Genomic DNA, 25,438 nt, shown 5'->3' with positions numbered 1-25,438 from the left:
GGCGGGCGCCCCCTGCCGCCCCGGCGCGGGGGGGGGGCCGCGCGGGCGGCGGCCCCCCCGCCCCCCGGGGGGGCGCCGGGGCCCGGGCGGGCGCGCCCCCCCCCCCCACTCCCGCGTGTACGTCAGCGTGTCAGTACGAGGAGCCCGACACGCCCAGCGCGCCCGTCGGGTGCCAGACCGTCTTGGTCTCCAGGAACGCGGTGAGCCGGTGCGTGCCCGGGTCGGCCGACCAGTCGGCGCCCGGCACGGGCGGGCGGGAGACGCGCTTCAGGTTGTCGGCCGCCGCGATCTCCAGCTCCTTCGCCAGATCCGCGTCGGCCCCCGTGAGGTCGATGCCGTTCACGTCCTGGTGGGAGGCGAGCGGCGCGGCGAGCTCCGCGGTCTTCCCGGACAGGATGTTGACGACCCCGCCCGGCAGGTCCGAGGTGGCCAGCACCTCGCCCAGTGACAGGGCGGGCAGCGGGGCGTCGGCCGAGGCGATGACGACCGCGGTGTTGCCGGTCGCGATCACCGGGGCGACCACCGAGACCAGGCCCAGGAACGAGGACTCCTGCGGGGCCAGGACCGTGACGACACCGGTCGGCTCGGGCGTCGAGAGGTTGAAGAACGGCCCCGCGACCGGGTTCGCCCCGCCCACGACCTGGGCGATCTTGTCGGTCCAGCCCGCGTACCAGACCCAGCGGTCCACCGCCGCGTCCACGACGGCTGCGGCCTTGGACTTCGACAGTCCCTCGGCCTCCGCCACCTCCCGGACGAACTGCTCGCGGCGCCCCTCCAGCATCTCCGCGACGCGGTAGAGGACCTGGCCCCGGTTGTACGCGGTCGCGCCCGACCAGCCGCCGAAGGCCTTGCGGGCGGCGACGACCGCGTCGCGTGCGTCCTTGCGGGAGGACTGGGGCGCGTTGGCCAGCCACTTGCCCTTGGAGTCCGACACCTCGTACACCCGGCCGCTCTCGGAGCGGGGGAACTTGCCCCCGACGTACAGCTTGTAGGTCTTGAAGACACTCAGTCGCTGGTCAGACATCGAGGTAGGCCTCCAGACCGTGTCGGCCGCCCTCGCGGCCGAAGCCCGACTCCTTGTACCCGCCGAACGGCGAGGTCGGGTCGAACTTGTTGAACGTGTTGGCCCAGACGACGCCCGCCCGGAGCTTGTTGGCCACCGCGAGGATGCGGGAGCCCTTCTCCGTCCAGATGCCGGCCGACAGGCCGTACTGGCTGTTGTTGGCCTTGGCGACCGCCTCGTCCGGCGTACGGAAGGACAGCACGGAGAGCACCGGGCCGAAGATCTCGTCGCGGGCGACGGTGTGCGCCTGGGTGACGCCGGTGAACAGCGTCGGCGCGAACCAGTACCCCGAGGAGGGGAGTTCGCAGGGGGCGGACCAGCGCTCGGCGCCCTCGGCCTCGCCGGTCTCGACGAGCGAGGTGATCCGGGCGAGCTGCTCCGCGGAGTTGATCGCGCCGATGTCGGTGTTCTTGTCCAGCGGGTCGCCCAGGCGCAGCGTGGTCAGCCGGCGCTTGAGGGCGTCCAGCACCTCGTCCTGGACGGACTCCTGGACGAGGAGCCGCGAGCCCGCGCAGCAGACCTGGCCCTGGTTGAAGAAGATGCCGGTGACGATGCCCTCGACGGCCTGGTCGATCGGCGCGTCGTCGAAGACGATGTTGGCGCCCTTGCCGCCCAGCTCCAGAGTGGCCTTCTTGTCCGTGCCCGCGAGGCTCCGGGCGATGGCCTTGCCCACGGCGGTCGAGCCGGTGAAGGCGATCTTGTTGACGTCCCCGTGCTCGACGAGGGCCTGTCCGGCGTCCCCGTAGCCCGTGAGGATGTTGACGACGCCCTTGGGCAGCCCGGCCTGGCGGCAGATGTCCGCGAAGAAGAGTGCGGAGAGCGGGGTCGTCTCGGCGGGCTTCAGGACCACCGTGTTGCCGGTGGCGAGCGCCGGGGCGATCTTCCACGCGAGCATCAGGAGCGGGAAGTTCCACGGGATGATCTGGCCGGCCACACCGAGCGGACGCGGGTTCGCGCCGGCGTGCCCGTCTGTCGTCCTCCGGCCGAACCCCGCGTGCTCCAGCTTGTCGGCCCAGCCCGCGTAGTAGAAGAAGTGCGCGGCGACCAGCGGGAGGTCCGCGTCGCGGGTCTCCTTGATCGGCTTGCCGTTGTCCAGGGTCTCCAGGACGGCGAGCTCGCGGGAGCGCTCCTGGATGATCCGGGCGATCCGGAACAGGTACTTGGCGCGCTCGGAGCCGGGCAGCGCCGACCACTTCTCGAACGCGCGACGGGCGGCCCTCACGGCCCGGTCCACGTCCTCGGCGCCGGCGCGGGCGACCTCGGAGAGGACCTCCTCGCTGCTCGGCGAGACGGTCTTGAAGACCTTGCCGTCGGCGGCCTCGGTGAACTCACCGTCGATGAACAGGCCGTACGAGGGCGCGATGTCGACGACGGAGCGCGACTCGGGGGCGGGTGCGTACTCGAATGCGGATGCCATGGGTATCAGTCCACCGTCACGTAATCGGGGCCGGAGTAACGGCCGGTGCTGAGCTTCTGGCGCTGCATCAGCAGGTCGTTCAGCAGGCTGGAGGCGCCGAAGCGGAACCAGTGGTTGTCCAGCCAGTCCTCGCCCGCCGTCTCGTTCACCAGGACCAGGAACTTGATCGCGTCCTTGGAAGTGCGGATGCCGCCGGCCGGCTTCACGCCGATCTGGACACCGGTCTGCGCCCGGAAGTCGCGCACCGCCTCCAGCATCAGCAAGGTGTTCGCGGGGGTGGCGTTGACCCCGACCTTGCCGGTCGACGTCTTGATGAAGTCCGCGCCCGCCAGCATCCCGAGCCAGGAGGCCCGCCGGATGTTGTCGTACGTGGACAGCTCACCGGTCTCGAAGATCACCTTCAGCCGGGCGGAGCCGCACTCCGCCTTCACGGCGAGGATCTCCTCGTACACCTTCAGGTAGCGGCCGGAGAGGAAGGCGCCCCGGTCGATCACCATGTCGATCTCGTCGGCCCCGGCGGCCACGGCGTCGCGGACGTCCGCGAGCTTCACGTCGAGTGCGGCCCGGCCGGCCGGGAAGGCCGTCGCGACGGACGCCACCTTCACGCCGGAGCCGGCCAGGGCGGCGACCGCGGTCGCCGCCATGTCGGGATAGACGCAGACGGCGGCGGTGCGCGGCGACGTGCGGTCGGTGGGATCGGGATTGACGGCCTTGGCGGCGAGCGCCCGGACCTTGCCCGGGGTGTCCGCGCCTTCCAGCGTCGTCAGGTCGATCATCGAGATGGCGAGGTCGATGGCGTACGCCTTGGCCGTCGTCTTGACCGAACGGGTTCCGAGCGAGGCGGCGCGCGCTTCGAGGCCGACGGCGTCGACGCCGGGCAGCCCGTGCAGGAAGCGGCGCAGCGCACTGTCGGACGCCGTCGCGTCGACGAATGAAGGTGCAGTGGTGGGCATGGTCACCAGATGAGCATATCTACGCGCGTAGCGGCCTGTACAGGGGCCCATGCCGTTCGCGTATCGCCCGGCTCGGCCGCGCCGGGCGACCGGCGGTCGGGAAGCCGCCCCCGCATCCCTTGCGCCCGTCAGGCAGAATCGGGCTCATGACGAGCCCCACGCCACCCGCCGAGCCCACCTACGCCGACCGGACCTTCCGGTCGCCCGCCGGGCTGGTCGGGGGCGCCCTGCTGCTCCTGCTCATCCTCTGGATCGGTCTGGACGCCGCGATCCGGGGCGAGGGCCGGGTGCCGTGGCTGGCGCTGGCCGGGCTGCTGACCGCGGTGCCCCTGGTGATCGCCTTCACCGTGCGCCCCGTGGTGTTCGCCAACGACCGGCGCATCCGGATCCGCAACCCGTTCCGCACGATCACGCTGCCGTGGACCGACGTGGCGAACGTGCGCGCGGGCTACTCCAGCGAGCTGTTCACGCAGACCGGTACGAAGTACCAGCTCTGGGCGGTCCCGGTCTCCCTGCGCCGGCGGAAGAAGGCCGCCCGCCTCCAGTCCCGCCAGGCGACGGACGACCCGTACGGCCGGACATCGGTGACCGCCGATGTCCGCGCCACCAAGGCGCTGACCGCGGGCGCCGACCAGGCCGTGGTGGACCTGCGCGAACTGGCCGAACGCGCGGGCGACAAGCCCGTGGCGGGCGACGTCGTCTCCTCGGTGCGCTGGGCGTACGAGGTCATCGCACCGGCAGTTGTGGGCGCGGTGCTCCTGGTGGTGCTGGGCGCGACGGGCTGAGCGGGCGCTTCCGGCCGGGGTGACCCGCCCCTCACAGCCAGCCGTTGCGCTGGGCCTGCAGGGCCAGCTGGAAGCGGTTGGCGGCGCCCAGGCGGGCCATCAGGACCTGGATGCGGCGGAACAGTGTGCGGCGGCTGATGCCCAGTTCGCGGGTGACGGTCTCGTCGCTCGCGCCGCCCGCCAGGAGCCACAGGAGGCGGCGGTCGGCGGGTGGGAGGCCGCCGGGGCGGGCGGTGCTGCCGTGGAAGGGGAGGGCGTTCTGCCAGGACTGCTCGAACAGGGCGATGAGGGCGGAGAGCAGTCCGCACGGCTGCACGACCAGCATGGTGTTGTGCACATCGGCCTCCTTGATCGACAGCGACACGAGCGCGTACGCGTCGTCGATGATCACGAGCTTGACCGGCACGGACGGCAGCACCCTGGCCTGTTCGCCGGCGTTGACGCACGGTTCGATGACGTCCTTCAGATGGCCCGGGTGCTCCAGTGACTCCCGCGAGTACACGACGCGCTGGGTGACACCGCGCGCCAGGGTGGCCAGCGCGTCGTCCGTGGCGGCGGGCAGCGGGAAGTAGGGCGGTGACTCGAACTGCCGGATCTGCTCGCGGGCGCTCGCCCAGGCCCGGCGGATCCTGGGGCCGACGGCGTCGCCGGTGACGACCTCGACGAGGTGGTCGTTGTACGCCGCCAGCCGCTGGCGCCGGAACGAGTCGAACGCGCCCCCGACGGCGATGCGTGACGCCTCGACCTCGCTCGCCCGGTGCCGGGCGAGGATCTCCAGCCCCGCGGCCGGCGGCACCGGGGCCACCACGTCCCCGTCGTCCCCGGCGGCGCTCGCCAGGCCGGCGTCGACCAGCGCGCCGTACGCCGCGTCGAGCTCCGGGCCCGCCAGGCCGGCCGCCGCGCCGACGGCGGCCAGTGGCGCGGGGGCCAGGCCCAGGAGCGCGAGATAGACCTCGGCCGCCGGGTGACCGAGCCCGAGGAGCCGCAGCGCCGCACCGAGCTTCTCGTTCGTCATGCCCCCATTGTCCAACGGGCCCGGCCGGCGAATGGCCGATCCGTGCCAGTGGCACTCCTTGGCCCCGGCGGTGCGCGGTGGGCGATAGCGTCCGGATGCCGCCGACGACCGGCGGGCAGCGAGGGCGGCCCGGCCGCACCGGGCCGGCACGTCCCCCGCCGCCGAGGAACCCACCGGAAGAAGGTGCACGACGTGGCGAAAGGCCGGAAGAACCGTCTCTACGCAGGGATCTCCGATGAGCTGTCCGCCCTGATGCGGACGGGCTGGGCGGACACCGAGCGGCACGACCTCCAGCTCGGTGAGCAGGCCCCGTACGCCGCCGGCCGCCGTGCCGCGCTCTCCGCGCGCTTCCCGGGCGAGCGCCTCGTGATCCCCTCGGGGAACCTCAAGGTCCGCTCCAACGACGACGGCTACGCGTTCCGGCCCTACACCGGTTACGCGCACATGGCCGGCGACCTGGCCCGGGACGGCGCCCTCGTCCTCGAACCCCGCGCGGACGGCGGCCACGACGCCTACTGCTTCCAGCTGCCCCGCGACAGCCGGGACAACGACGAGTTCTGGACCGGCCCCACGGCGGAGCTGTGGATGGGCCGGCGCCGCTCGCTCGCGGAGTCGGAGCGCGTACTCGGCCTGCCCTGCCGCGACGTCCGCACCGCGGCCGACACGCTGGCCGCAGGGACCGGTGCGCCGACCCGGATCGTCCGGGGCATCGACCCGTCCCTTCAGGACGCCGTCACCACCGACGAGGAGCGCGACGCCGAACTGGAGGAGGCGCTCAGCGACCTCCGCCTGGTCAAGGACGCATGGGAGATCACCGAGCTCCGCAAGGCCGTCGACTCCACCGTGCGCGGATTCACCGACGTGATCGGTGAACTCTCCCGCGCGGTCGCCTCGTCCGAGCGGTGGATCGAGGGCACCTTCTTCCGCCGCGCCCGCCTGGAGGGCAACGCCGTCGGCTACGGCTCGATCTGCGCGGCCGGCGAGCACGCCACGATCATGCACTGGACCGACAACGACGGCCCCGTGCGCCCCGGCGACCTGCTCCTGCTCGACGCGGGCGTGGAGACCCACACCCTCTACACCGCCGACGTCACGCGCACCCTCCCGATCAACGGGACCTTCACCCCCTTGCAGCGCAAGGTGTACGACGCGGTGTACGAGGCGCAGGAGGCGGGCATGGCGGCCGTGAAGCCGGGGGCCGCCTACCGGGACTTCCACGAGGCGTCCCAGCGCCACCTCGCGGCCCGGCTGGTCGAGTGGGGCTTCATCGAGGGTCCGGCCGAGCGCGCTTACGAACTCGGCCTCCAGCGCCGCTTCACCATGGCGGGCACCGGGCACATGCTCGGCCTGGACGTCCACGACTGCGCGCACGCCCGGAACGAGGCGTACGTCGACGGCGTGCTGGAGCCGGGCATGGTGCTCACCGTCGAGCCCGGTCTGTACTTCCAGCCGGACGACCTCACCGTGCCCGAGGAGTGGCGCGGCATCGGCGTCCGGATCGAGGACGACCTGGTCGTCACCGAGGACGGCCACGAGAACCTGTCCGGCGGCCTGCCGAGGTCGGCCGACGACGTCGAGGCGTGGATGGCCCGCTTCGCCGGCTGAGCGGGCGTACGGACACAGCCGGAGAGGGGCGGCGGGAGGCGTCCGGCCTTCCCGCCGCCCCTCCCGGCTCAGATCCCGGCGGCGGCCGCCAGGTCCCGCTTGATGCCGCTCAGCAACTCGGCGCCCCTCGCGCGGGCCGCAGGCAGCCCGTCGGCCGAGGCGACCGGCACCACGACCTCCAGGTAGCACTTGAGCTTGGGCTCGGTGCCGCTCGGGCGGACGATCACCCGGGCGCCCTCCAGCCGGTAGCGGAGCCCGTCGGTGGGCGGCAGCAGTTCGGTGCCGTTCGACAGGTCCTCGGCCGAGGTGACGGCCAGGCCCGCGAGTGCGGCCGGCGGCCGCACTCGCAGCCGGCGCATGGCGTCCGCGATGAGGGACAGGTCATCGACCCGCACCGACAGCTGGTCCGTCGCGTGCAGCCCGTGCTCGACCGCGAGGTCGTCCAGCAGATCGAGCAGGGTGCGGCCCCGCTCCTTGAGGACGGAGGCGAGTTCGGCGACGAGCAGCGCGGCGGTGATGCCGTCCTTGTCGCGGACCCCGTCCGGGTCGACGCAGTAGCCGAGCGCCTCCTCGTAGCCGTAGCGCAGACCGTCCACCCGGGCGATCCACTTGAAGCCGGTCAGCGTCTCCTCGTAGCCGACACCCGCCTTCGCGGCGATCCGGCCGAGCAGGGACGAGGACACGATCGACTCGGCGAAGACGCCGGTGACACCGCGTCCGACGAGGTGCGCGGCGAGCAGCGCGCCGACCTCGTCGCCGCGCAGCATCCGCCAGCCGCCCTCGGCCGCCGGGTCCGGGACGGCGACGGCGCAGCGGTCGGCGTCCGGGTCGTTGGCGATGACGAGATCGGGGTCCGAGCGGCGCGCGGTGGCGAAGGCGAGATCCATCGCGCCGGGCTCTTCCGGGTTGGGGAAGGCGACGGTGGGGAACGCGGGGTCCGGCTCGGCCTGTTCGGTGACGAGGACCGGGGCGGGGAAGCCCGCCCGGCCGAAGGCCGCGGTGAGCACCGAGGTGCCGACGCCGTGCATGGCCGTGTAGACGACGCGGGCGGTACGGGGCGAGCCTGCGGCCAGTACCGCGTCCGTACGCGCCAGGTAGGCGTCCAGCACCTCGTCGCCGAGGGTCTCCCAGCCGTCGTCGGGACGGGGGACGGTGTCGAGCGGGCCGACCGCGGCGATCGCGGCGGCGATCTCACCGTCCGCCGGGGGGACGATCTGCGAGCCGTCGCCGAGGTAGACCTTGTAGCCGTTGTCGCGCGGCGGATTGTGGCTCGCGGTCACCTCGACACCCGCGACGGCGCCCAGGTGCCTTATGGCGTAGGCGAGTACGGGGGTGGGGAGAGGGCGGGGGAGCACCGCGGCGCGCAGTCCGGCGCCGGTCATCACGGCGGCGGTGTCGCGGGCGAAGTCGGTGGACTTGTAGCGGGCGTCGTAGCCGATGACGACGAGGCCGCCCGCCTGCCCCTGGTCCTTCAGGTAGGCGGCGAGCCCGGCGGCGGCGCGGATGACGACGGCGCGGTTCATCCGCATCGGGCCGGCGCCCAGCTCACCGCGCAGGCCCGCGGTGCCGAACTGGAGGGTGCCGGCGAAGCGGCCGGCGAGCTCGTCGAGGTCCTCGGTCTCGATGAGCTTGGCAAGCTCCTCGCGGGTCTCGGGGTCGGGGTCCTCGTCGAGCCAGGTCCTGGCCCGCGCGATGAGGTCCTGCGTGGTCACGGTGGTCCGCCTTTCGGGGGGTGGGGCGCGACGAGCCCCTCCGGCTGTCGGGGAGCGGGGGCCCGGGGGCCGGGGAACGGGCAGCCGCTCAGATGCGGTCCAGCAGGCGGGCCAGCAGCGAGCCCATCCGGGTCGCGGAGTCGCGGCCGGCCTGGAGCACCTCTTCGTGGTTCAGCGGCTCCCCGCTGAGCCCGGCGGCCAGGTTCGTCACCAGGGAGATGCCCAGGACCTCGGCCCCGGCCTCCCGGGCCGCGATGGCCTCCAGGACGGTGGACATGCCGACCAGGTCGCCGCCCATCGTCCGGACCATGTTGATCTCGGCCGGCGTCTCGTAGTGCGGGCCGGGGAACTGCACGTACACGCCCTCTTCGAGGGTCTCGTCGACCTCCTTGCACAGCGCGCGCAGCCGCGGCGAGTACAGGTCGGTCAGGTCGACGAAGTTGGCGCCGATGATCGGCGACGCCGCCGTGAGGTTGATGTGGTCGCTGATCAGGACCGGCTGCCCGGGGCGCATGCCCTCGCGCAGCCCGCCGCAGCCGTTCGTCAGGACGACGGTCCTGCAGCCCGCCGCGACGGCGGTGCGTACTCCGTGCGCCACGGCGGCGACGCCGCGGCCCTCGTAGAAGTGCGTGCGGCCCAGGAAGACCAGGGCGCGCTTCTCACCGATCAGGTACGAGCGGATCGTGCCGCCGTGCCCCTGGACGGCGGGGGCGGGAAAGCCCGGCAGTGCGGTCACCGGGAACTCGGCCTCCGGGATGCCGAGCGCATCGCCCGCGGGTGCCCAGCCGGAGCCCATCACGAGTGCGACGTCGTGGGTCTCGGCACCGGTCAGCTCGCGCAGGCGGGCGGCGGCGTCGGCGGCGGCGGCGCGCGGGTCGCCCTGGATGTGGTCCGGAATAACTGATGCGTTCACGCGGATGAGCGTAACCGCTGATTCCCTACGCGCGTAGATGTTCCCGCACAGAGACTCGGGGCATCCGTTCGTGCTTTCGCACAGAAGGCCCGGCCGGCGGGGGTCAGCAGGGGCGCTTGCGGAGTTCCATCACGTAGTCGTGCGGGGCGCCCGCCGAGTCTGCGGCGTCCGCGATCTCGCCGAGGTAGCGGGCCGAGGGCAGCCCGCCCTCGTAGCCGTTCAGCACGTACATCCAGGCCGGCTCCTCGCCGTCCAGGGTGTGCACCCTGACCCGCATCCGCCGGTAGATGTCCAGGCCGACGCCCTCCCAGCGGTCCATGGAGTCCTCGTCCATCGGGGCCAGGTCGTACAGGGCGACGAAGACCTGCGAGCGCGGCGCCTCGACCACCGTGGCCAGCGCGCCCTCCCAGCCCATCTGCTCCCCGCCGAAGGTCAGCCGCCAGCCGTTCAGCCAGCCGGTTCCGCGCAGCGGCGAGTGCGGTGCGCGGCGCGTCATCAGCCGCGCGTCGAGGTTGCCGGCGTATGCGGCGTAGAGCGACATGGGGTCGAGGGTACGGGAGGTGGCACCGGTGAGGTCGATTCCGGTGAGGAAGACGCCCGCTCGGGGGGTGCGCCGCGCTCGGCCCGGCCCCCGCCCCGGCGGCCCGGCGCACGTATGGAGGGCCCCGGGGCGAAGCACCTTGGCGCGTGCGGGACAATGAAGTACGTACTGCATTCACCCGGGGCGACCCCCTGGACCCCGGCCGGGGCAGCAGACGGCCGCGGGACGAAACGCGAGGCGGACTTTTCGTGACCCGGATCGTGATCATCGGCGGCGGACCCGGCGGGTACGAGGCGGCATTGGTGGGCGCCCAGCTCGGCGCGGAGGTGACCGTCGTCGACTGCGACGGCCTCGGCGGCGCGTCGGTGCTCACCGACTGCGTGCCCTCGAAGACCCTGATCGCGACGGCAGAGGTGATGACCACCTTCGACTCCTCGTACGAGGAGCTCGGCATCATCGTCGCGGACGACACCCCGCACCTGGAGCAGGCCGCGCGGGTGGTCGGCGTCGACCTCGGCAAGGTCAACCGGCGGGTGAAGCGCCTGGCGCTCGCCCAGTCCCACGACATCACCGCCTCCGTCACCCGTGCCGGCGCGCGGGTGATGCGCGGCCGGGGCCGCCTCGAGGGCCTCCAGGCCGCCGACGGCTCGCGCAGCGTCGTCGTGACCGCCGCGGACGGCACGGAGGAGACGCTCACCGCCGACGCCGTGCTGATCGCGACGGGCGGCCACCCCCGGGAGATCCCGGACGCGCTCCCCGACGGCGAGCGGATCCTGAACTGGACCCAGGTCTACGACCTCGACGAGCTCCCCGAGGAGCTCATCGTGGTCGGCTCGGGCGTCACCGGCGCGGAGTTCGCCGGCGCCTACCAGGCCCTCGGCTCGCGCGTCACGCTCGTCTCCTCCCGCGACCGGGTGCTTCCGGGCGAGGACCCGGACGCGGCCGCCGTCCTGGAGGACGTGTTCCGGCGCCGGGGCATGAACGTGATGGCCCGCTCCCGCGCCCAGTCCGCCAAGCGCGTCGGCGACCGCGTCGAGGTCACCCTGGCCGACGGCCGGGTCATCTCCGGCTCGCACTGCCTGATGGCGGTCGGCGCGATCCCGAACAGCGCGGGAATGGGCCTGGAGGACGCCGGGGTCCGGCTCAAGGACTCGGGCCACATCTGGACCGACAAGGTCTCCCGCACCAGCGCCCCGGGTGTCTACGCGGCCGGTGACGTCACCGGGATCTTCGCGCTCGCCTCGGTCGCCGCGATGCAGGGCCGGATCGCGATGTACCACTTCCTCGGTGACGCGGTCACCCCGCTGAACCTGAAGACGGTCTCCTCGAACGTCTTCACCGATCCGGAGATCGCCACGGTCGGCTACAGCCAGTCCGACGTCGACTCGGGCAGGATCGACGCCCGGGTCGTCAAGCTGCCGCTGCTGCGCAACCCGCGCGCCAAGATGCAGGGCATCCGGGACGGCTTCGTCAAAATACTCTGTCGCCCCGGCACCGGCATCGTGGTCGGCGGCTGCGTGGTCGCGCCCCGGGCGAGTGAACTGATCCACCCCATCTCGATCGCGGTCGACAACAATCTGACGGTGGAACAGATCGCAAACGCCTTCACTGTGTATCCGTCCCTGTCGGGATCGATCGCGGAAGTGGCCCGCCAGTTGCACACCCGTAAGCAGGCGGGCGAGGCGTAACCGCGCTGCGGAACCCCCGGCGGGCCCGGCATTCTCCGGCAACTCGGGCGGTTCCGCGACCACCCGCGATCAGTAGGGAACAACAACGGGGCCGCCTATACCACTTGGCGGCCCCTTGTATGAACAACTTCTGCAATTCAGCGCAAACTGCTGAGAACTATCGGGCGATGGCGTTACTGTCAGTTTCGTGTTCGCTGCAGAACGTCGTCAATTGATCCTCGAAATGGTGCGCGCCAACGGGGCGGTATCGCTCCGTGAGCTCGCCCGCGTCGTCCAGACCTCCGAAGTGACCGTACGGCGGGACGTGCGGGCACTGGAGGCAGAAGGACTCCTCGACCGCCGGCACGGCGGTGCGGTCTTGCCGGGCGGTTTTACGCGGGAGTCTGGCTTTCCGCAGAAATCCCATCTCGCCACCGCGGAGAAGACGGCCATCGCCGATCTGGCCGCAGGTCTCGTCGAAGAGGGCGAGGCCATCGTGGTCGGCGCCGGTACGACCACGCAGGAGCTGGCCCGCCGGCTCGCGCGGGTCCCCGGTCTGACCGTGGTCACCAATTCGCTGCTCGTCGCCCAGGCCCTGGCCCATGCCAACCGGGTGGAAGTGGTGATGACCGGGGGCACCCTGCGCGGCTCCAACTACGCGCTGGTGGGCAGCGGGGCCGAGCAGTCGCTCCAGGGCCTGCGGGTCTCGCGCGCGTTCCTGTCCGGGAGCGGCCTCACCGCCGAGCGCGGGCTCTCCACGTCCAACATGCTCTCCGCGAGCGTGGACCGGGCGCTGGTTCAGGCGGCCGGGGAGGTGGTGGTCCTGGCCGACCACACCAAGCTCGGCTCCGACACCATGTTCCAGACGGTGCCGACCGACCTGATCACCCGGCTCGTGACGGACGAGCCGGCCGCGCACGACGACCGTGCGGCGGCTGAGCTGCAGGCCCTGGCGGACCAGGGGGTGCAGATCGCGGTGGCGGGCCCCTCGGGCGCCCCGGCCCCGGCCTCGTCCGACCAGGGGCCATCCGGGCGGGGCAACCGCCGGGACATGCCCCTGCCGGGTCAGCGGCGCACGCACGGGGGCGGGCCGCAGCCGTTGCGGGGTTCCTCGGTGCTGGCGGAGCAGGGCCAGGCGGACCGGGCACGGGTGGCGGACCTGCGCCGCCGGTAGCGGGTTCGGCGGAGGTCCGGGTGTCGGGGGCGCTGCCCCCGTACCGCCGCTCCTCAGGCCGCTGAGGGGCCCGGATGTGCCGCGCCCAGTCCCTGCACCGTCAGTGCCAGCAGCCGGTCCGCCAGGCCCGGATCGTCGGGCGACTGCTCGGCGGCCAGCGCGATCGCGTTGGTGAGCTGCATCAGGTCGTCGATGGACACGTCCGCCCGCACCGCCCCGCCCGTCTGCGCACGGGCCAGCAGGACCGAACCCGCACGGCGCATCGGCACATTGCACCGCGACAGCGCAGAAGTCTCGTCCCGGCAGGTCGACATGAGGGCCTGGGCCAGCCCGCGATACTCACCCGCATGAGTGATGATCGTGCCCAGCCACTCCACCAGCGCGTCGCACGGCCGCTCCGCCCCGGCCAGCTCGCGGGAGCGGGCGATGAGGTCGGCCACCGCCTCCTGGAAGACGGCGCTCATCAGCGCGTGCCGGGTCGGGAAGTGCCGGTACAGGGTGCCGATCCCCACCCCCGCGCACCGCGCGACATCCTCCAGGGACGCCGTCGTGCCGTGCTCCGCGAAGGCGGTGCGGGCCTCGGCCAGCAGCCGGTCGTAATTGCGGCGCGCGTCGGCGCGCATGGGCCGGGCCGGTGTCGCTGCTGTGCTCGTCGCCATCGCGCAGTCCTCCCTGATTCCGCCGCGGGGGTCCAGGATGCCATCGCCCGTCCGGCCCAGTGGCCAGGGAGCCCGCAGGCTCCGGGCGGACAACGGCCGGCGCCCCCGTCACGTCGTACGACATGACGGGGGCGCCGGGGAACGCGAGGAGCGGGGGTCAGTCCTTGATCTCGCAGATCACGGCACCGGACGACAGCGAGCTGCCGACCTCGGCGGTCAGGCCCTTGACCGTGCCGGAGCGGTGCGCGTTGAGCGGCTGCTCCATCTTCATGGCCTCCAGGACGACGATCAGGTCGCCCTCCTTGACCTCCTGGCCCTCCGCCACCGCGATCTTCACGATCGTGCCCTGCATCGGGGAGGCGAGGGTGTCGCCGGAGACCGCCGAGCCGGACTTCTTGGCCGCGCGGCGCTTGGGCCTGGCACCCGCCGCGAGACCGGTGCGGGCCAGGCTCATGCCGAGCGAGGAGGGCAGCGAGACCTCGAGACGCTTGCCGCCGACCTCGACGACGACGGTCTCGCGGCCGGACTCCTCGTCCGCGTCGGCCTCGGCGGGCGCGGCGAAGGCCGGGATCTCGTTGACGAACTCGGTCTCGATCCACCGGGTGTGGATGGTGAACGGGTCGGCGGTGAACGCGGGGTCGACGACGACGGCGCGGTGGAAGGGGATGGCGGTGGCCATGCCCTCGACGGTGAACTCGGCCAGGGCGCGGGCCGCGCGCTGCAGTGCCTGTTCACGGGTGGCGCCGGTGACGATCAGCTTCGCGAGGAGCGAGTCCCACGCGGGGCCGATCACGCTGCCGGACTCGACGCCGGCGTCGAGGCGGACCCCGGGGCCGGTCGGCGGGGCGAACAGGGTGACCGTGCCGGGGGCGGGCAGGAAGCCCCGGCCCGGGTCCTCGCCGTTGATCCGGAACTCGAAGGAGTGCCCGCGCATCGCGGGGTCGTCGTAGCCGAGCTCCTCGCCGTCCGCGATGCGGAACATCTCGCGCACGAGGTCGATGCCGGTGACCTCCTCGGTGACCGGGTGCTCGACCTGGAGGCGGGTGTTGACCTCCAGGAAGGAGATCGTGCCGTCCACGCCGACCAGGAACTCGACCGTGCCGGCGCCGACGTAGCCGGCCTCCTTCAGGATCGCCTTGGACGCCGCGTACAGCTCCGCGTTCTGCGCCTCGGACAGGAAGGGGGCCGGGGCCTCCTCGACGAGCTTCTGGTGGCGGCGCTGGAGCGAGCAGTCACGGGTGGAGACGACGACCACGTTGCCGTGGGTGTCGGCCAGGCACTGGGTCTCCACGTGCCGGGGCTTGTCGAGGTAGCGCTCCACGAAGCACTCGCCGCGCCCGAACGCCGCGACGGCCTCCCGGACCGCGGAGTCGTAGAGCTCCGGGATCTCATCGAGGGTCCGGGCGACCTTCAGCCCGCGCCCGCCACCGCCGAAGGCGGCCTTGATCGCGATCGGCAGCCCGTTCTCCTCGGCGAACGCGACGACCTCGGCGGAACCGGAGACCGGGTCGGGGGTACCCGCGACGAGCGGGGCACCGGCACGCTGGGCGATGTTACGGGCGGCGACCTTGTCACCGAGGTCCCGGATCGCCTGCGGCGGCGGACCGATCCACGTCAGCCCGGCGTCCAGCACGGCCTGCGCGAACTCGGCGTTCTCCGAAAGGAACCCGTATCCCGGGTGGATCGCGTCCGCCCCGGAGTCCTTGGCAGCCTGGAGCACCTTGGCCATGTCCAGGTAGCTGGCGGCCGGGGTGTCACCGCCCAGCGCGAATGCCTCGTCGGCCGCACGTACATGCAACGCGTCGCGGTCCGGGTCCGCGTAGACGGCCACGCTCCCGATTCCCGCGTCCCGGCAAGCTCGGGCAACACGGACAGCAATTTCGCCACGGTTGGCGATGAGCACCTTGCGCACGATGGCTCCCTCCTTGAAACAAGCTGAGTTTAGGGACTACCGACACGGCCCTACGACCCGTCCCCAACGGTGAGCTTGCCCACACGGAGTGTGATTCGAGGCCTGCTCAAGTCGCGAAATCCCTTGTGGAACCACGGTACGCCGGGAACCATAACCGCACAGTAGCCACGAGGTGTGGTCCAGGTCTCTGTCGGTAAGGGCAGCGACGCCCGGTGTTTCTTTGTCTGATTCCCACTAACGGCCGCGCGTTTCTTTGCCCGGCGGCCGGCGGCTCGCGCAACTGGCGGCCCCCGCGCGTGCCGCCGGGACGCGAAGGCGGTCGAACCCCTTGTCCCGAGCATTACCGGTTAGTAGGGTCCGCGCTATCGCACGTACTGCAGGTAACAGGGGGTGAGCGCCGTGATGCGACGGACGGTGGCATACATATCCGCGATCGTGCTGTTCGCGGAGGCCGTGGGCATCGTGATCGTCAACGGTGTCATGGCGACGTTCGTGGAGAACCAGGACATGTCCCTCGCGGGGACGGATCCCGATCTCATGGCCAACGGAGCCTGGGTGCTGGGCGGGGTCTCCGGGCTCTTCCTGCTGCTGTGCGGCGTGCTGCTCCTGCTGAGCGGCATCCGCGACCGGGCCCCGGGCCGGATCGCCAGGATCGTCCTCATCTGCTGCGCCGTCATCCACGGGGTGCTGGGTGCGCTCGCGGTGGGACTGATCGGCTGGACCGCGTTCGTGTTCATGATGGTGGTGCTCGGTCTGATCGTGCTGACGCTGGTGGCGTACAGCCCCGGCCGGGACGCACCGGCCGCCGGGGCGGAGGCCGAGAAGCCGGTGGCCCCGGCCCCGGCCTGACGGACGGCCCCCTCTCCGGCCCGGAGACGACCCCCGGACCCGGCCGGACCGCCCCCGCTCAGGCCCAGAGTTCGGTGACCGTGATCCCCAGCTCGCCGAGCAGCCGCCGCAGCAGGGGCAGCGAGAGTCCGATGACGTTGCCCGGGTCGCCGTCGATGGAGTCCACGAACGGCGCCGAGCGCCCGTCGAGGGTGAACGCGCCCGCCACATGCAGCGGTTCGCCGGAGGCCACGTAGGCGGCGATCTCGGCGTCCGTCGGCTCACCGAAGCGGACCGTCGTGGACGCGGTCTGTGAGACCGTCCGCCCGGCCGCGGTGTCCGTCAGGCTGTGACCCGTCCGCAGCACCCCGGACCGGCCCCGCATCGACTTCCAGCGGGCCGTGGCCTCCTCGGCGTCGGCCGGCTTGCCGAGCGCCTCGCCGTCGAGCTCCAGGACCGAGTCGCAGCCGATGACCAGGGCCCCCGCGACCTCCGGCAGCGCCGCCACCGCGGCGGCCTTGGCCTCGGCCAGCACCAGCGCCAGCTCGGCGGGGGTCGGGGCGCTCAGCGCGTCCTCGTCCACCCCGCTGACGATCACCTCGGGAGCGAACCCGGCCTGCCGGAGCAGACCGAGGCGGGCGGGCGAGGCGGAGGCGAGCACGAGGCGGCGGGGCGCGGGATCAGTCATGCGCGCCATCGTACAAATCAGCCGGTGCGGGTGGCCCCGGCACGGTGCCCCCAGGGGAGGGTGCCCGCCCTGTCAGCGGGTGCCGCTCACGAACATGGCGACCACCATGGCCAGCGCGAGCACCAGACCCACGCGCCGCATCATGTCCTGGGCGTCGCGCAGTTCCTTCGGCGGCTTGTTCTCGGGATCGGACCACAGCATGCTTCCGATCCTGCTGCGGCGGACCGGGCCCGCGCCTGAGTACGAGTACTCAACAACCGCCCCGGGCGTACCCGGCTACCCGGGCCAGTACGTACGTGCCCAGGCGCGCGGCCCCGGCAGATGGCGGCCGCGCCGGGCGACCCGGCCCGGGTCGGACCAGCGCGCGGGCAGCTCCGGCGCTCCGGACGACACGGCGGCCACCGCGGCGGCGCGCGCCTGGACGACCGCGAGCGCGGCTGCCAGCTCTTCCGGGGTCGGATTGCCCCGTACGACCTTGATCATGGCCAGAGCCCTTTCTAGAGAGGGATGTTGCCGTGCTTCTTCGGGGGCAGCGACTCCCGCTTGGTCCGCAGCTGCCGCAGTCCCTTGACCACGTGGGCCCGGGTGTCGGACGGCATGATCACCGCGTCCACGTAGCCGCGCTCGGCCGCCACGTACGGGTTGAGCAGCGCGTCCTCGTAGTCCGCGATCAGCTCGGTGCGGGTCGCCTCCTGGTCCTGCGCGGCGGCGATCGTGCGCCGGTGCAGGATGTTGACGGCGCCCTGCGCACCCATGACGGCGATCTGGGCGGTCGGCCACGCGACGTTGATGTCGGCGCCCAGGTGCTTGGAGCCCATGACGTCGTACGCGCCGCCGAACGCCTTGCGGGTGATCACCGTGATCAGCGGGACCGTCGCCTCCGCGTACGCGTAGATCAGCTTGGCGCCGCGCCGGATGATGCCGCCGTACTCCTGGTCGACGCCGGGCAGGAAGCCGGGCACGTCGACGAAGGTCAGCACCGGCACGTTGAACGCGTCGCAGGTGCGGACGAAGCGCGCGGCCTTCTCGCTCGCGTTGATGTCCAGGCAGCCGGCGAACTGCAGCGGCTGGTTGGCGACGATGCCGACCGGATAGCCCTCGACCCGGCCGAAGCCGGTGAGGATGTTCGGCGCGAACAGGGCCTGGGTCTCCAGGAACTCACCGTCGTCCAGCACGTGCTCGATCGCGGTGTGCATGTCGTACGGCTGGTTCGCGGAGTCCGGGATGAGCGTGTCCAGCTCGCGGTCCTCGTCGGTGACCGCCAGGTCCGCCTCCTCCGGGAAGGCCGGGGCCTCGGAGAGGTTGTTCGACGGGAGGTAGGAGAGCAGCGACTTGACGTACTCGATGGCGTCCTTCTCGTCGCCCGCCATGTGGTGCGCCACCCCGGAGGTGGTGTTGTGGGTGCGGGCGCCGCCGAGCTCCTCGAAGCCGACGTCCTCACCGGTGACCGTCTTGATGACGTCGGGGCCGGTGATGAACATGTGCGAGGTCTGGTCGACCATGACCGTGAAGTCGGTGATCGCGGGGGAGTAGACCGCGCCGCCCGCGCACGGTCCGACGATCAGCGAGATCTGCGGGACGACACCCGAGGCGTGCACATTGCGCCGGAAGATCTCCGCGAAGAGGCCCAGCGCCGCCACACCTTCCTGGATGCGGGCGCCGCCGCCGTCGTTGATGCCGATGACCGGACAGCCGGTCTTCAGCGCGAAGTCCATCACCTTGACGATCTTCTCACCGTAGACCTCGCCGAGCGAGCCGCCGAAGATGGTGAAGTCCTGCGAATACACGCAGACGGGGCGGCCGTCGACTGTGCCGTACCCGGTGACGACACCGTCTCCGTAGGGCCGGTTCTTCTCGATCCCGAAGTTCGTCGAGCGGTGCCGGGCGAATTCGTCGAGCTCGACGAAGGAGCCCTCGTCCAGCAGCAGGTCCACGCGCTCGCGCGCCGTCAACTTGCCCTTCGCGTGCTGCTTCTCCACCGCGCGGGCGGACCCCGCGTGGGTCGCCTCCTCGATACGGCGCTGCAGGTCCGCGAGCTTGCCCGCGGTGGTGTGGATGTCGGTCTCTTCCGGCTCGGACATCGGGTTGCGGCTCCCTGCCTGGTCACGGGGACGACTGTGCTGCTGATCAGCGGATGAACAGCTACTGCCCCGTAGCGTATCGGCGCGGATACGGTTCGGCAGTGCGTCGTTTGACACACCTAGGGTGGCTTGCATGACACCCTCGGATGCGTCTCACAGCCGTTGGTCGGACCTGGACCGGCCGCCCCTGAACGTCCCCGCGCTGCGCCGCGGTCTGCTCCGGCCGGACGGCCTGTGGAGCGCCCTCGACGTCGTGGACTCGACCGGGTCCACCAACTCCGACCTCGCGGCGCGAGCGGCCGGGCTGACCGAGGGCGCCGTCCTGGTCGCCGAGGAGCAGACCGCCGGCCGGGGCCGCCTGGACCGGACCTGGACCGCGCCCGCCCGCTCGGGCCTGTTCTTCTCCGTCTACCTGAAGCCCGGCGCGGTCCCCGTCCAGCGGTGGGGCTGGCTGCCGCTGCTCACCGGGGTCGCGGTGGCGACCGGCCTGGCGAGATCGGCGGGCGTCGACACGGCACTGAAGTGGCCCAACGACCTGCTGGTCACCGTCGGGGCCGAGGAGCGCAAGGCGGGCGGCATCCTGGCCGAACGCGCCGGGGACGGCGTCGTCATCGGCATCGGCCTCAACGTCTCCCTGCGCGAGGACGAGCTCCCCGCCCCCACGGCCGCCTCGCTCGCCCTGGCCGGAGCGGTCTCCACGGACCGCGAGACGCTGCTCAGGGGCGTGCTGCGCGCACTGGAGCAGTGGTACGGCAAATGGCGCGCGGCGGACGGGGACGCCGCCGCGAGCGGCCTCCAGGAGGCGTACGCGGCCGGCTGCGCGACGCTCGGGCGGACGGTGCGCGCCCAGCTGCCGGGCGACCGCACGCTCACCGGGGAGGCGGTGGCGATCGACGGTGACGGGCGCCTCGTCCTGTCGGCCGGCGACGGCCTCCAGGAGCCGGTCTCGGCGGGCGACATCGTCCACCTGCGGGGAGCCGGGGGCGGTCTGACCTGAGAAGCTGTTGTCTTCCTCCGCCTTGGATCCGAAGGCACCACCCCCCTCGGCCTGATCCAACCGGAGCAAGACAACAGCTTCTGAGCGGCGCGCCCCAGGTCGAGACGGCCTGAGGACGTGAGGCAGGGCACACCTGCCGTATCGTTGAGGCGATCCACCGACAGATCGGCAGGGCAGTGCGCAGGGAACGGGCAGGAGGCGGCTGGTGACCGTCGACGACACGACCTCCGGCGATGACTCGGAGCCCTCGTCGGACCCATCGGTCCACGCGACACCCCATCACGAAGTCGACCACACGGCCGAGCCGACCGACGATCCCCTCGCGATCAGGCTGGAAGCGCTGATCCTGGGCGCCGACCGGCGCTACACCCCGTTCCAGGCCGCCCGGACCGCCGGCGTCTCGATGGACCTGGCATCCCGGTTCTGGCGGGCCATGGGCTTCGCCGACATCGGCCAGGCCAAGGCGCTGACCGAGGCGGACGTGCTGGCGCTGCGCCGGCTGTCCGGTCTGGTCGAGGCCGGGCTGCTGAGCGAGCCGATGGCGATCCAGGTCGCCCGGTCCACCGGGCAGACCACCGCCCGGCTGGCGGAGTGGCAGATCGACTCCTTCCTGGAGGGCCTGACCGAGCCGCCCGAGCCCGGCATGACTCGCACCGAGGTCACCTACCCGCTGGTCGAGCTGCTCCTGCCGGAGCTGGAGGAGTTCCTGGTCTACGTGTGGCGGCGCCAGCTCGCCGCCGCCACCGGCCGGGTCGTGCAGGCGGCGGACGACGACGAGATGGTCGACCGCCGCCTTGCCGTCGGCTTCGCCGACCTCGTCGGCTTCACCCGGCTCACTCGCCGCCTGGAGGAGGAGGAGCTCGGCGAACTCGTCGAGGCCTTCGAGACCACCTGCGCCGACCTGGTCGCCGCCCACGGCGGCCGGCTCATCAAGACCCTCGGTGACGAGGTCCTCTACGCCGCCGACGACGCGGGCACCGCTGCCGAGATCGCGCTGCGCCTCGTCGAGGCGATGACGCTGGACGAGTCGATGCCCGCACTGCGCGTCGGCATCGCGTTCGGCACGGTCACCACCCGGATGGGCGATGTGTTCGGCACCACCGTGAACCTCGCCAGCCGGCTCACCTCGATAGCGCCGAAGGACGCCGTCCTGGTGGACGGGGCGTTCGCCGAGGAGCTGACCCGCACCGGCGACGCCCCCGCGTCCGAGGCGCGGGCCGCCGAGGAGGCCGCGGCCGCCGCCGAGCGCGCCGGCCGGGAGGGCGCGGAGGGCGAGGAGCCGAGGCCCGTACCCAAGTACCGCTACGGGCTCCAGCCGATGTGGCAGCGCCCGGTGCGTGGCCTCGGTGTCGTCGAACCGTGGCTGCTGGCCCGCCGCGGCAGCTCCTGACCCGCCCCTGACGGGCTGCCCCGGCAGAGCCTTAGGGCCCGTCTTCAAACTGCCGTCTGCCGGGCGGCGCCATGCACGCACTCTCGCCGCACCGGCCCCAGACCCCGGTACGTCCAGTACAGGGGCCTGGGGCCGGCACGCCGAGAGCACGCACCTGACGCCGCCCGGCCGCCCTTCGGGCGACGACGGCAGTTTGAAGACGGGCCCTAGGATCCCTCCGGTAACGCTCGTTAACCGACAGGGGTGCAGCCATGACCGTCACGTCCGAGCAGCGGTTCGGGGAGTTCGTCGTCGTACGGGGTCACGAGGGACTGGAGCACGTCGCCGAGCTGGTCCTCGACCGGCCGAAGGCCATGAACGCGGTGTCCACGGACATGGCCCGCTCGATCGGCGCCGCCTGTGCCGCGCTCGCCGCCGACCCGGACGTGCGGGTCACCGTCCTCACCTCCAGCCACGAACGGGCCTTCTGCGTGGGGGCGGACCTCAAGGAGCGGAACTCCTTCACCGACGCGGACCTGGTGCGGCAGCGGCCCACGGCGCGCGCCGCCTACACCGGCGTCCTCGAACTGCCGATGCCGACGATCGCCGCGGTGCACGGCTTCGCGCTCGGCGGCGGCTTCGAGCTGGCGCTGTCCTGCGATCTGATCGTGGCCGACGCCACGGCCCTGGTGGGCCTGCCCGAGGTCTCGGTCGGGGTCATCCCGGGCGGCGGCGGCACCCAGCTGCTGCCGCGCCGGATCGGGGCGGCGCGCGCCGCCGAGCTGATCTTCACCGCCCGCCGGGTGGCGGCGGCCGAGGCCCGGGAGCTGGGGCTGGTGGACGAGCTGGTGGCGGCGGGCGAGGACCGGTCCGAGGCGCTGGCGCTGGCCGGGCGGATCGCGGGCAACTCCCCGGTGGGGCTGCGGGCGGCCAAGCGGGCGCTGCGGCTGGGGCACGGGCTCGATCTGCGGGCGGGCCTGGACGTCGAGGACTCCGCGTGGCGGTCGGTGGCCTTCTCCGGGGACCGTGCGGAGGGCGTCGCCGCGTTCAACGAGAAGCGGAAGCCGCAGTGGCCCGGAGAATGACGCATGCGTCACGTTGAGTGATCGCATGGCGACGCAACGCGCATGATCGTCACCGCAAACTGATCAAATCACCACAAATCTACATAGGCTGGGGTGATGGGTGGTGATGATGCGCGGCTCCGGGCCGTGGTTTCGCTTGCACAGGCGATGGCGGCGGCGCACACCCCGCGGGGATGCTGGCGGGCGGCCGCGCTGGGGGCGTGCGAGGCGCTGGGCGGCTCCTTCGCCGCGTTGTCGGTCTGGGAGCGCGGGCGCGGCCGGCTGCGGGTCCTGGTGAACGCGGGCGACCGGGCGGAGGGGGAGGAGGAGTTCCCCGACGAGGAGACCTACCCGGTGCACCAGTTCCCGGAGATCACCGAGTTCCTCCATGAGCGGTGGGCCGGGGGCGGTGAGCCGGACGCCTGGGTGGAGACGGCCGACGGCCCGGTGGAGCCGGAGCCCTCGGGCGGCGGGCGGGGTGCCGGGGCGGCGGGTGCGCGCGGTTACGGGCACGGCTACTGCCATCAGCGGGTGGCGGCCCTGCGCCGGCGCGGGCGCGGCTGCTGTGTGGTGGCGCCGATCGTGCTGCACGGCCGGGCCTGGGGCGAGCTGTACGTGGCGCGGCCGGTGGGGCAGCCGGTGTTCGGGCGGGCGGACGCGGACTTCGCCACCGTGCTGGCCGCCGTCGTGGCCGCCGGGATCTCCCAGACGGAGCGGCTGGAGGAGGTGCGCAAGCTCGCCTTCACCGATCCGCTGACCGGCCTCGCCAACCGGCGGGCCGTCGACATGCGCCTGGACGAGGCGGTGGAGCGGCACCGGGTGGACGGTTCGGTGGTGAGCCTGGCCGTCTGTGACCTCAATGGGCTGAAGGCGGTCAACGACACTCACGGCCACGCGGTCGGCGACCGCCTGCTGGAACGTTTCGGCTCGGTGCTGTCGCGGTGCGGCGCGATGCTGCCGGGGGCGCTGTCGGCCCGGCTCGGCGGGGACGAGTTCTGCCTGCTGGCGGTGGGTCCGACGGCGGACGAGGTGGTCGCGGTGGCCACCGAGCTCTGTGAGCGGGCGGCCGAGCTGGAGTTCGGCAACGGGGTCGCCTGCGGGATCGCCTCCACCGGCGACCCGATCGGCCCGGTGGTCTCCGCCCGGCGGCTGTTCCGGCTCGCGGACGCGGCCCAGTACCGGGCGAAGGCGGCCCGCTCGCTGCGGCCCGTGGTGGCGGGGCGCGACGGCGAGGTGATCCGGCTGGCCGACTCCCCGCCCAAGGCCGCCCACGACCGCCGCCGGCTGCGCGGCAACCGTCCCTGAGCGGCTGAGTCCCTGAGCCGCGAGGTCCGGTCGGTAAGGGGTCAACCCGGCGACCACTAGTGACATGAAGAGATTCAATCCGTACGCTTCTGAATATGGATATGCATACAGTCGTGGTGGGGACGTCCGGTACCACCGCCCAGGACGTCATCGCCGTGGCCCGGGGCAACGCCCGCGTCGAGCTCTCCGCCGCCGCGGTGGGCGCTCTCGCCGCGGCCCGCGAGGTCATCGAAGCCCTCGCCGCCAAACCCGAGCCGGTCTACGGCGTCTCCACCGGATTCGGTGCCCTCGCCAGCCGCCACATCAGCCCCGAGCTCCGCGCCCAGCTCCAGCGCAACATCGTCCGCTCGCACGCCGCGGGCATGGGCCCGAGGGTCGAGCGCGAGGTCGTCAGGGCGCTGATGTTCCTCCGGCTCAAGACGGTCGCCTCGGGCCACACGGGCGTGCGGCCCGAGATCGCGCAGACCATGGCCGACGTCCTGAACGCAGGGATCACACCCGTCGTTCACGAGTACGGTTCGCTCGGCTGCTCGGGCGACCTGGCACCGCTCTCGCACTGCGCGCTGACCCTGATGGGCGAGGGCGACGCGGAGGGCCCCGACGGCACCGTGCGCCCCGCCGGCGAGCTCCTCGCCGCCCACGGCATCACCCCGGTCGAGCTGCGCGAGAAGGAGGGCCTCGCCCTCCTCAACGGCACCGACGGGATGCTCGGCATGCTCGTGATGGCCATCGCCGACCTCCGGAGCCTCTACACCTCGGCGGACATCACCGCGGCCCTCTCCCTGGAGGCCCTGCTCGGCACGGACAAGGTCCTCGCCCCCGAACTGCACGCCATCCGCCCGCACCCGGGCCAGGGCGCCAGTGCGGACAACATGCTGCGGGTACTGGCCGGTTCGGGCCTCACGGGGCGGCACGCCGAGGTCACAGGCGACGCGCCGCGCGTCCAGGACGCCTACTCGGTGCGCTGCGCCCCCCAGGTCAACGGCGCGGGCCGGGACACCGTCGCGCACGCCGCGACGGTCGCCGACCGCGAGCTCGCCGCCGCCGTGGACAACCCGGTGGTCCTCGCCGACGGACGGGTCGAGTCCAACGGCAACTTCCACGGGGCGCCGGTCGCCTACGTCCTGGACTTCCTCGCGATCGTCGCCGCCGACCTCGGCTCGATCACCGAGCGCCGCACCGACCGGCTGCTGGACAAGAACCGTTCGCACGGGCTGCCGCCGTTCCTGGCGGACGACGCGGGCGTCGACTCCGGCCTGATGATCGCCCAGTACACCCAGGCGGCCCTGGTCAGCGAGATGAAGCGGCTCGCCGTCCCGGCCTCGGCGGACTCGATCCCGTCCTCCGCGATGCAGGAGGACCACGTCTCGATGGGCTGGTCGGCCGCGCGCAAGCTCCGTACCGCCGTGGACAACCTCGCCCGGATCGTCGCCGTCGAGCTGTACGCGGCGACCCGCGCGATCGAGCTGCGTGCCGCACAGGGGCTGACTCCGGCGCCCGCCTCGCTCGCGGCCATCGAGGCGCTGCGGGCGGCGGGCGTCCAGGGCCCGGGGCCGGACCGCTTCCTGTCGCCGGACCTGGCCGCCGCCGACGCGTTCGTGCGCGCGGGCGGGCTCGTCGCGGCGGTGGAGCCGGTGACGGGGCCGCTCGCCTGATCCAAACGAAAGACCCTGCCGTGGCCGGCCAGGAG

23 protein-coding genes are annotated in these 25,438 nt (G+C 72.6%); 10 read left to right on the top strand and 13 right to left on the bottom strand.

Annotated features, from left to right (window positions below):
- Positions 1-130 precede the first annotated feature (130 nt).
- From ACGFU6_RS13590 to deoC, 3 genes are read right to left on the bottom strand one after another with little or no spacing between them, the layout of a single operon-like run.
- A complete protein-coding gene (locus tag ACGFU6_RS13590; RefSeq protein WP_393610554.1) occupies positions 131-1,024 on the bottom strand; it encodes an aldehyde dehydrogenase family protein in 894 nt (297 codons plus the stop codon).
- Positions 1,017-2,480, bottom strand: a complete 1,464-nt coding sequence (locus ACGFU6_RS13585; protein WP_393610552.1) for an aldehyde dehydrogenase family protein — start codon at positions 2,478-2,480, stop codon at positions 1,017-1,019. Before ACGFU6_RS13585 ends, ACGFU6_RS13590 begins: the two co-directional genes overlap by 8 nt.
- 5 nt (positions 2,481-2,485) lie before the next feature.
- A complete protein-coding gene (gene deoC / locus ACGFU6_RS13580) occupies positions 2,486-3,433 on the bottom strand; it encodes a deoxyribose-phosphate aldolase (RefSeq protein WP_393610550.1) in 948 nt (315 codons plus the stop codon).
- A 146-nt stretch (positions 3,434-3,579) separates the two neighbouring features.
- Here deoC and ACGFU6_RS13575 point away from each other — a divergent pair, with 146 nt between their 5' ends.
- On the top strand, positions 3,580-4,218 hold the full coding sequence (locus ACGFU6_RS13575; protein ID WP_393610548.1) for a PH domain-containing protein: 639 nt from the start codon (positions 3,580-3,582) through the stop codon (positions 4,216-4,218).
- A gap of 31 nt (positions 4,219-4,249) precedes the next feature.
- On the opposite strand, the gene ACGFU6_RS13570 is transcribed toward ACGFU6_RS13575, so the two are convergent.
- Positions 4,250-5,233 (bottom strand): LuxR family transcriptional regulator, encoded by a 984-nt coding sequence (locus ACGFU6_RS13570; RefSeq protein ID WP_393610547.1) that lies wholly within the window; start codon positions 5,231-5,233, stop codon positions 4,250-4,252.
- A gap of 192 nt (positions 5,234-5,425) precedes the next feature.
- Between ACGFU6_RS13570 and ACGFU6_RS13565 the strand changes: the two genes are divergently transcribed.
- On the top strand, positions 5,426-6,838 hold the full coding sequence (locus ACGFU6_RS13565; protein ID WP_393610545.1) for an aminopeptidase P family protein: 1,413 nt from the start codon (positions 5,426-5,428) through the stop codon (positions 6,836-6,838).
- A gap of 68 nt (positions 6,839-6,906) precedes the next feature.
- Here the strand turns inward: ACGFU6_RS13565 and ACGFU6_RS13560 are convergent, their stop codons facing one another.
- From ACGFU6_RS13560 to ACGFU6_RS13550, 3 genes are all read right to left on the bottom strand, one after another.
- On the bottom strand, positions 6,907-8,550 hold the full coding sequence (locus ACGFU6_RS13560; RefSeq protein WP_393610544.1) for a phospho-sugar mutase: 1,644 nt from the start codon (positions 8,548-8,550) through the stop codon (positions 6,907-6,909).
- 88 nt (positions 8,551-8,638) lie between these two features.
- Positions 8,639-9,463, bottom strand: a complete 825-nt coding sequence (locus ACGFU6_RS13555; RefSeq protein WP_393610543.1) for a purine-nucleoside phosphorylase — start codon at positions 9,461-9,463, stop codon at positions 8,639-8,641.
- A gap of 103 nt (positions 9,464-9,566) precedes the next feature.
- Positions 9,567-10,004: a gamma-glutamylcyclotransferase gene (locus ACGFU6_RS13550; RefSeq protein WP_024490113.1), complete on the bottom strand. Its 438-nt coding sequence runs from the start codon at positions 10,002-10,004 to the stop codon at positions 9,567-9,569.
- A gap of 248 nt (positions 10,005-10,252) precedes the next feature.
- Between ACGFU6_RS13550 and ACGFU6_RS13545 the strand changes: the two genes are divergently transcribed.
- Both ACGFU6_RS13545 and ACGFU6_RS13540 read left to right on the top strand, forming a co-directional pair.
- A complete protein-coding gene (locus ACGFU6_RS13545) occupies positions 10,253-11,692 on the top strand; it encodes an NAD(P)H-quinone dehydrogenase (RefSeq protein WP_393610542.1) in 1,440 nt (479 codons plus the stop codon).
- A gap of 187 nt (positions 11,693-11,879) precedes the next feature.
- Positions 11,880-12,845, top strand: coding sequence for a DeoR/GlpR family DNA-binding transcription regulator (locus ACGFU6_RS13540; RefSeq protein ID WP_393610541.1), 966 nt, complete (start codon positions 11,880-11,882; stop codon positions 12,843-12,845).
- A gap of 53 nt (positions 12,846-12,898) precedes the next feature.
- On the opposite strand, the gene ACGFU6_RS13535 is transcribed toward ACGFU6_RS13540, so the two are convergent.
- Complete coding sequence (locus ACGFU6_RS13535) at positions 12,899-13,504, bottom strand: TetR/AcrR family transcriptional regulator (RefSeq protein ID WP_393610539.1); 606 nt, start codon at positions 13,502-13,504, stop codon at positions 12,899-12,901.
- Positions 13,505-13,661: 157 nt separating this feature from the next.
- Positions 13,662-15,416, bottom strand: a complete 1,755-nt coding sequence (locus ACGFU6_RS13530; protein ID WP_393610537.1) for an acetyl/propionyl/methylcrotonyl-CoA carboxylase subunit alpha — start codon at positions 15,414-15,416, stop codon at positions 13,662-13,664.
- A 390-nt stretch (positions 15,417-15,806) separates the two neighbouring features.
- Between ACGFU6_RS13530 and ACGFU6_RS13525 the strand changes: the two genes are divergently transcribed.
- On the top strand, positions 15,807-16,265 hold the full coding sequence (locus ACGFU6_RS13525) for a hypothetical protein (protein ID WP_393610536.1): 459 nt from the start codon (positions 15,807-15,809) through the stop codon (positions 16,263-16,265).
- Between the two features lie 58 nt (positions 16,266-16,323).
- On the opposite strand, the gene ACGFU6_RS13520 is transcribed toward ACGFU6_RS13525, so the two are convergent.
- The 4 genes from ACGFU6_RS13520 to ACGFU6_RS13505 all read right to left on the bottom strand — a co-directional run bounded on the left by ACGFU6_RS13520 (position 16,324) and on the right by ACGFU6_RS13505 (position 19,013).
- Entirely contained in the window at positions 16,324-16,941 is a 618-nt protein-coding gene (locus ACGFU6_RS13520) for a Maf family protein (RefSeq protein WP_393610535.1), read from the bottom strand.
- 63 nt (positions 16,942-17,004) lie between these two features.
- Positions 17,005-17,133 carry a morphogenic membrane protein MmpB gene (gene mmpB, locus ACGFU6_RS13515; protein WP_260255621.1) on the bottom strand — a complete coding sequence of 43 codons (129 nt, stop codon included), beginning with the start codon at positions 17,131-17,133 and terminating at the stop codon, positions 17,005-17,007.
- 75 nt (positions 17,134-17,208) lie between these two features.
- Positions 17,209-17,415 (bottom strand): acyl-CoA carboxylase epsilon subunit, encoded by a 207-nt coding sequence (locus ACGFU6_RS13510; protein ID WP_393610533.1) that lies wholly within the window; start codon positions 17,413-17,415, stop codon positions 17,209-17,211.
- Between the two features lie 14 nt (positions 17,416-17,429).
- Complete coding sequence (locus ACGFU6_RS13505) at positions 17,430-19,013, bottom strand: acyl-CoA carboxylase subunit beta (protein WP_123523949.1); 1,584 nt, start codon at positions 19,011-19,013, stop codon at positions 17,430-17,432.
- A gap of 133 nt (positions 19,014-19,146) precedes the next feature.
- On the opposite strand from ACGFU6_RS13505, the gene ACGFU6_RS13500 reads away from it, so the two are divergent.
- The 5 genes from ACGFU6_RS13500 to hutH all read left to right on the top strand — a co-directional run bounded on the left by ACGFU6_RS13500 (position 19,147) and on the right by hutH (position 25,403).
- A complete protein-coding gene (locus ACGFU6_RS13500; RefSeq protein WP_393610531.1) occupies positions 19,147-20,010 on the top strand; it encodes a biotin--[acetyl-CoA-carboxylase] ligase in 864 nt (287 codons plus the stop codon).
- Positions 20,011-20,215: 205 nt separating this feature from the next.
- The gene (locus ACGFU6_RS13495) at positions 20,216-21,400 is read left to right on the top strand and encodes an adenylate/guanylate cyclase domain-containing protein (RefSeq protein WP_393610529.1); all 1,185 of its coding nucleotides are present in this window, start codon (positions 20,216-20,218) and stop codon (positions 21,398-21,400) included.
- Between the two features lie 251 nt (positions 21,401-21,651).
- Complete coding sequence (locus tag ACGFU6_RS13490) at positions 21,652-22,464, top strand: enoyl-CoA hydratase/isomerase family protein (protein WP_393610527.1); 813 nt, start codon at positions 21,652-21,654, stop codon at positions 22,462-22,464.
- A gap of 96 nt (positions 22,465-22,560) precedes the next feature.
- Positions 22,561-23,748 (top strand): diguanylate cyclase domain-containing protein, encoded by a 1,188-nt coding sequence (locus ACGFU6_RS13485; RefSeq protein WP_393610526.1) that lies wholly within the window; start codon positions 22,561-22,563, stop codon positions 23,746-23,748.
- Positions 23,749-23,843: 95 nt separating this feature from the next.
- On the top strand, positions 23,844-25,403 hold the full coding sequence (gene hutH, locus ACGFU6_RS13480) for a histidine ammonia-lyase (protein ID WP_393610524.1): 1,560 nt from the start codon (positions 23,844-23,846) through the stop codon (positions 25,401-25,403).
- Positions 25,404-25,438: the final 35 nt, after the last annotated feature.

It is taken from the genome of Streptomyces sp. NPDC048462, assembly GCF_043200175.1.
In the GTDB taxonomy this organism is placed as follows: domain Bacteria; phylum Actinomycetota; class Actinomycetes; order Streptomycetales; family Streptomycetaceae; genus Streptomyces.
Note: the sequence above shows the minus strand (reverse complement) of the source record. Positions and strands in the feature narration are given on the sequence as shown.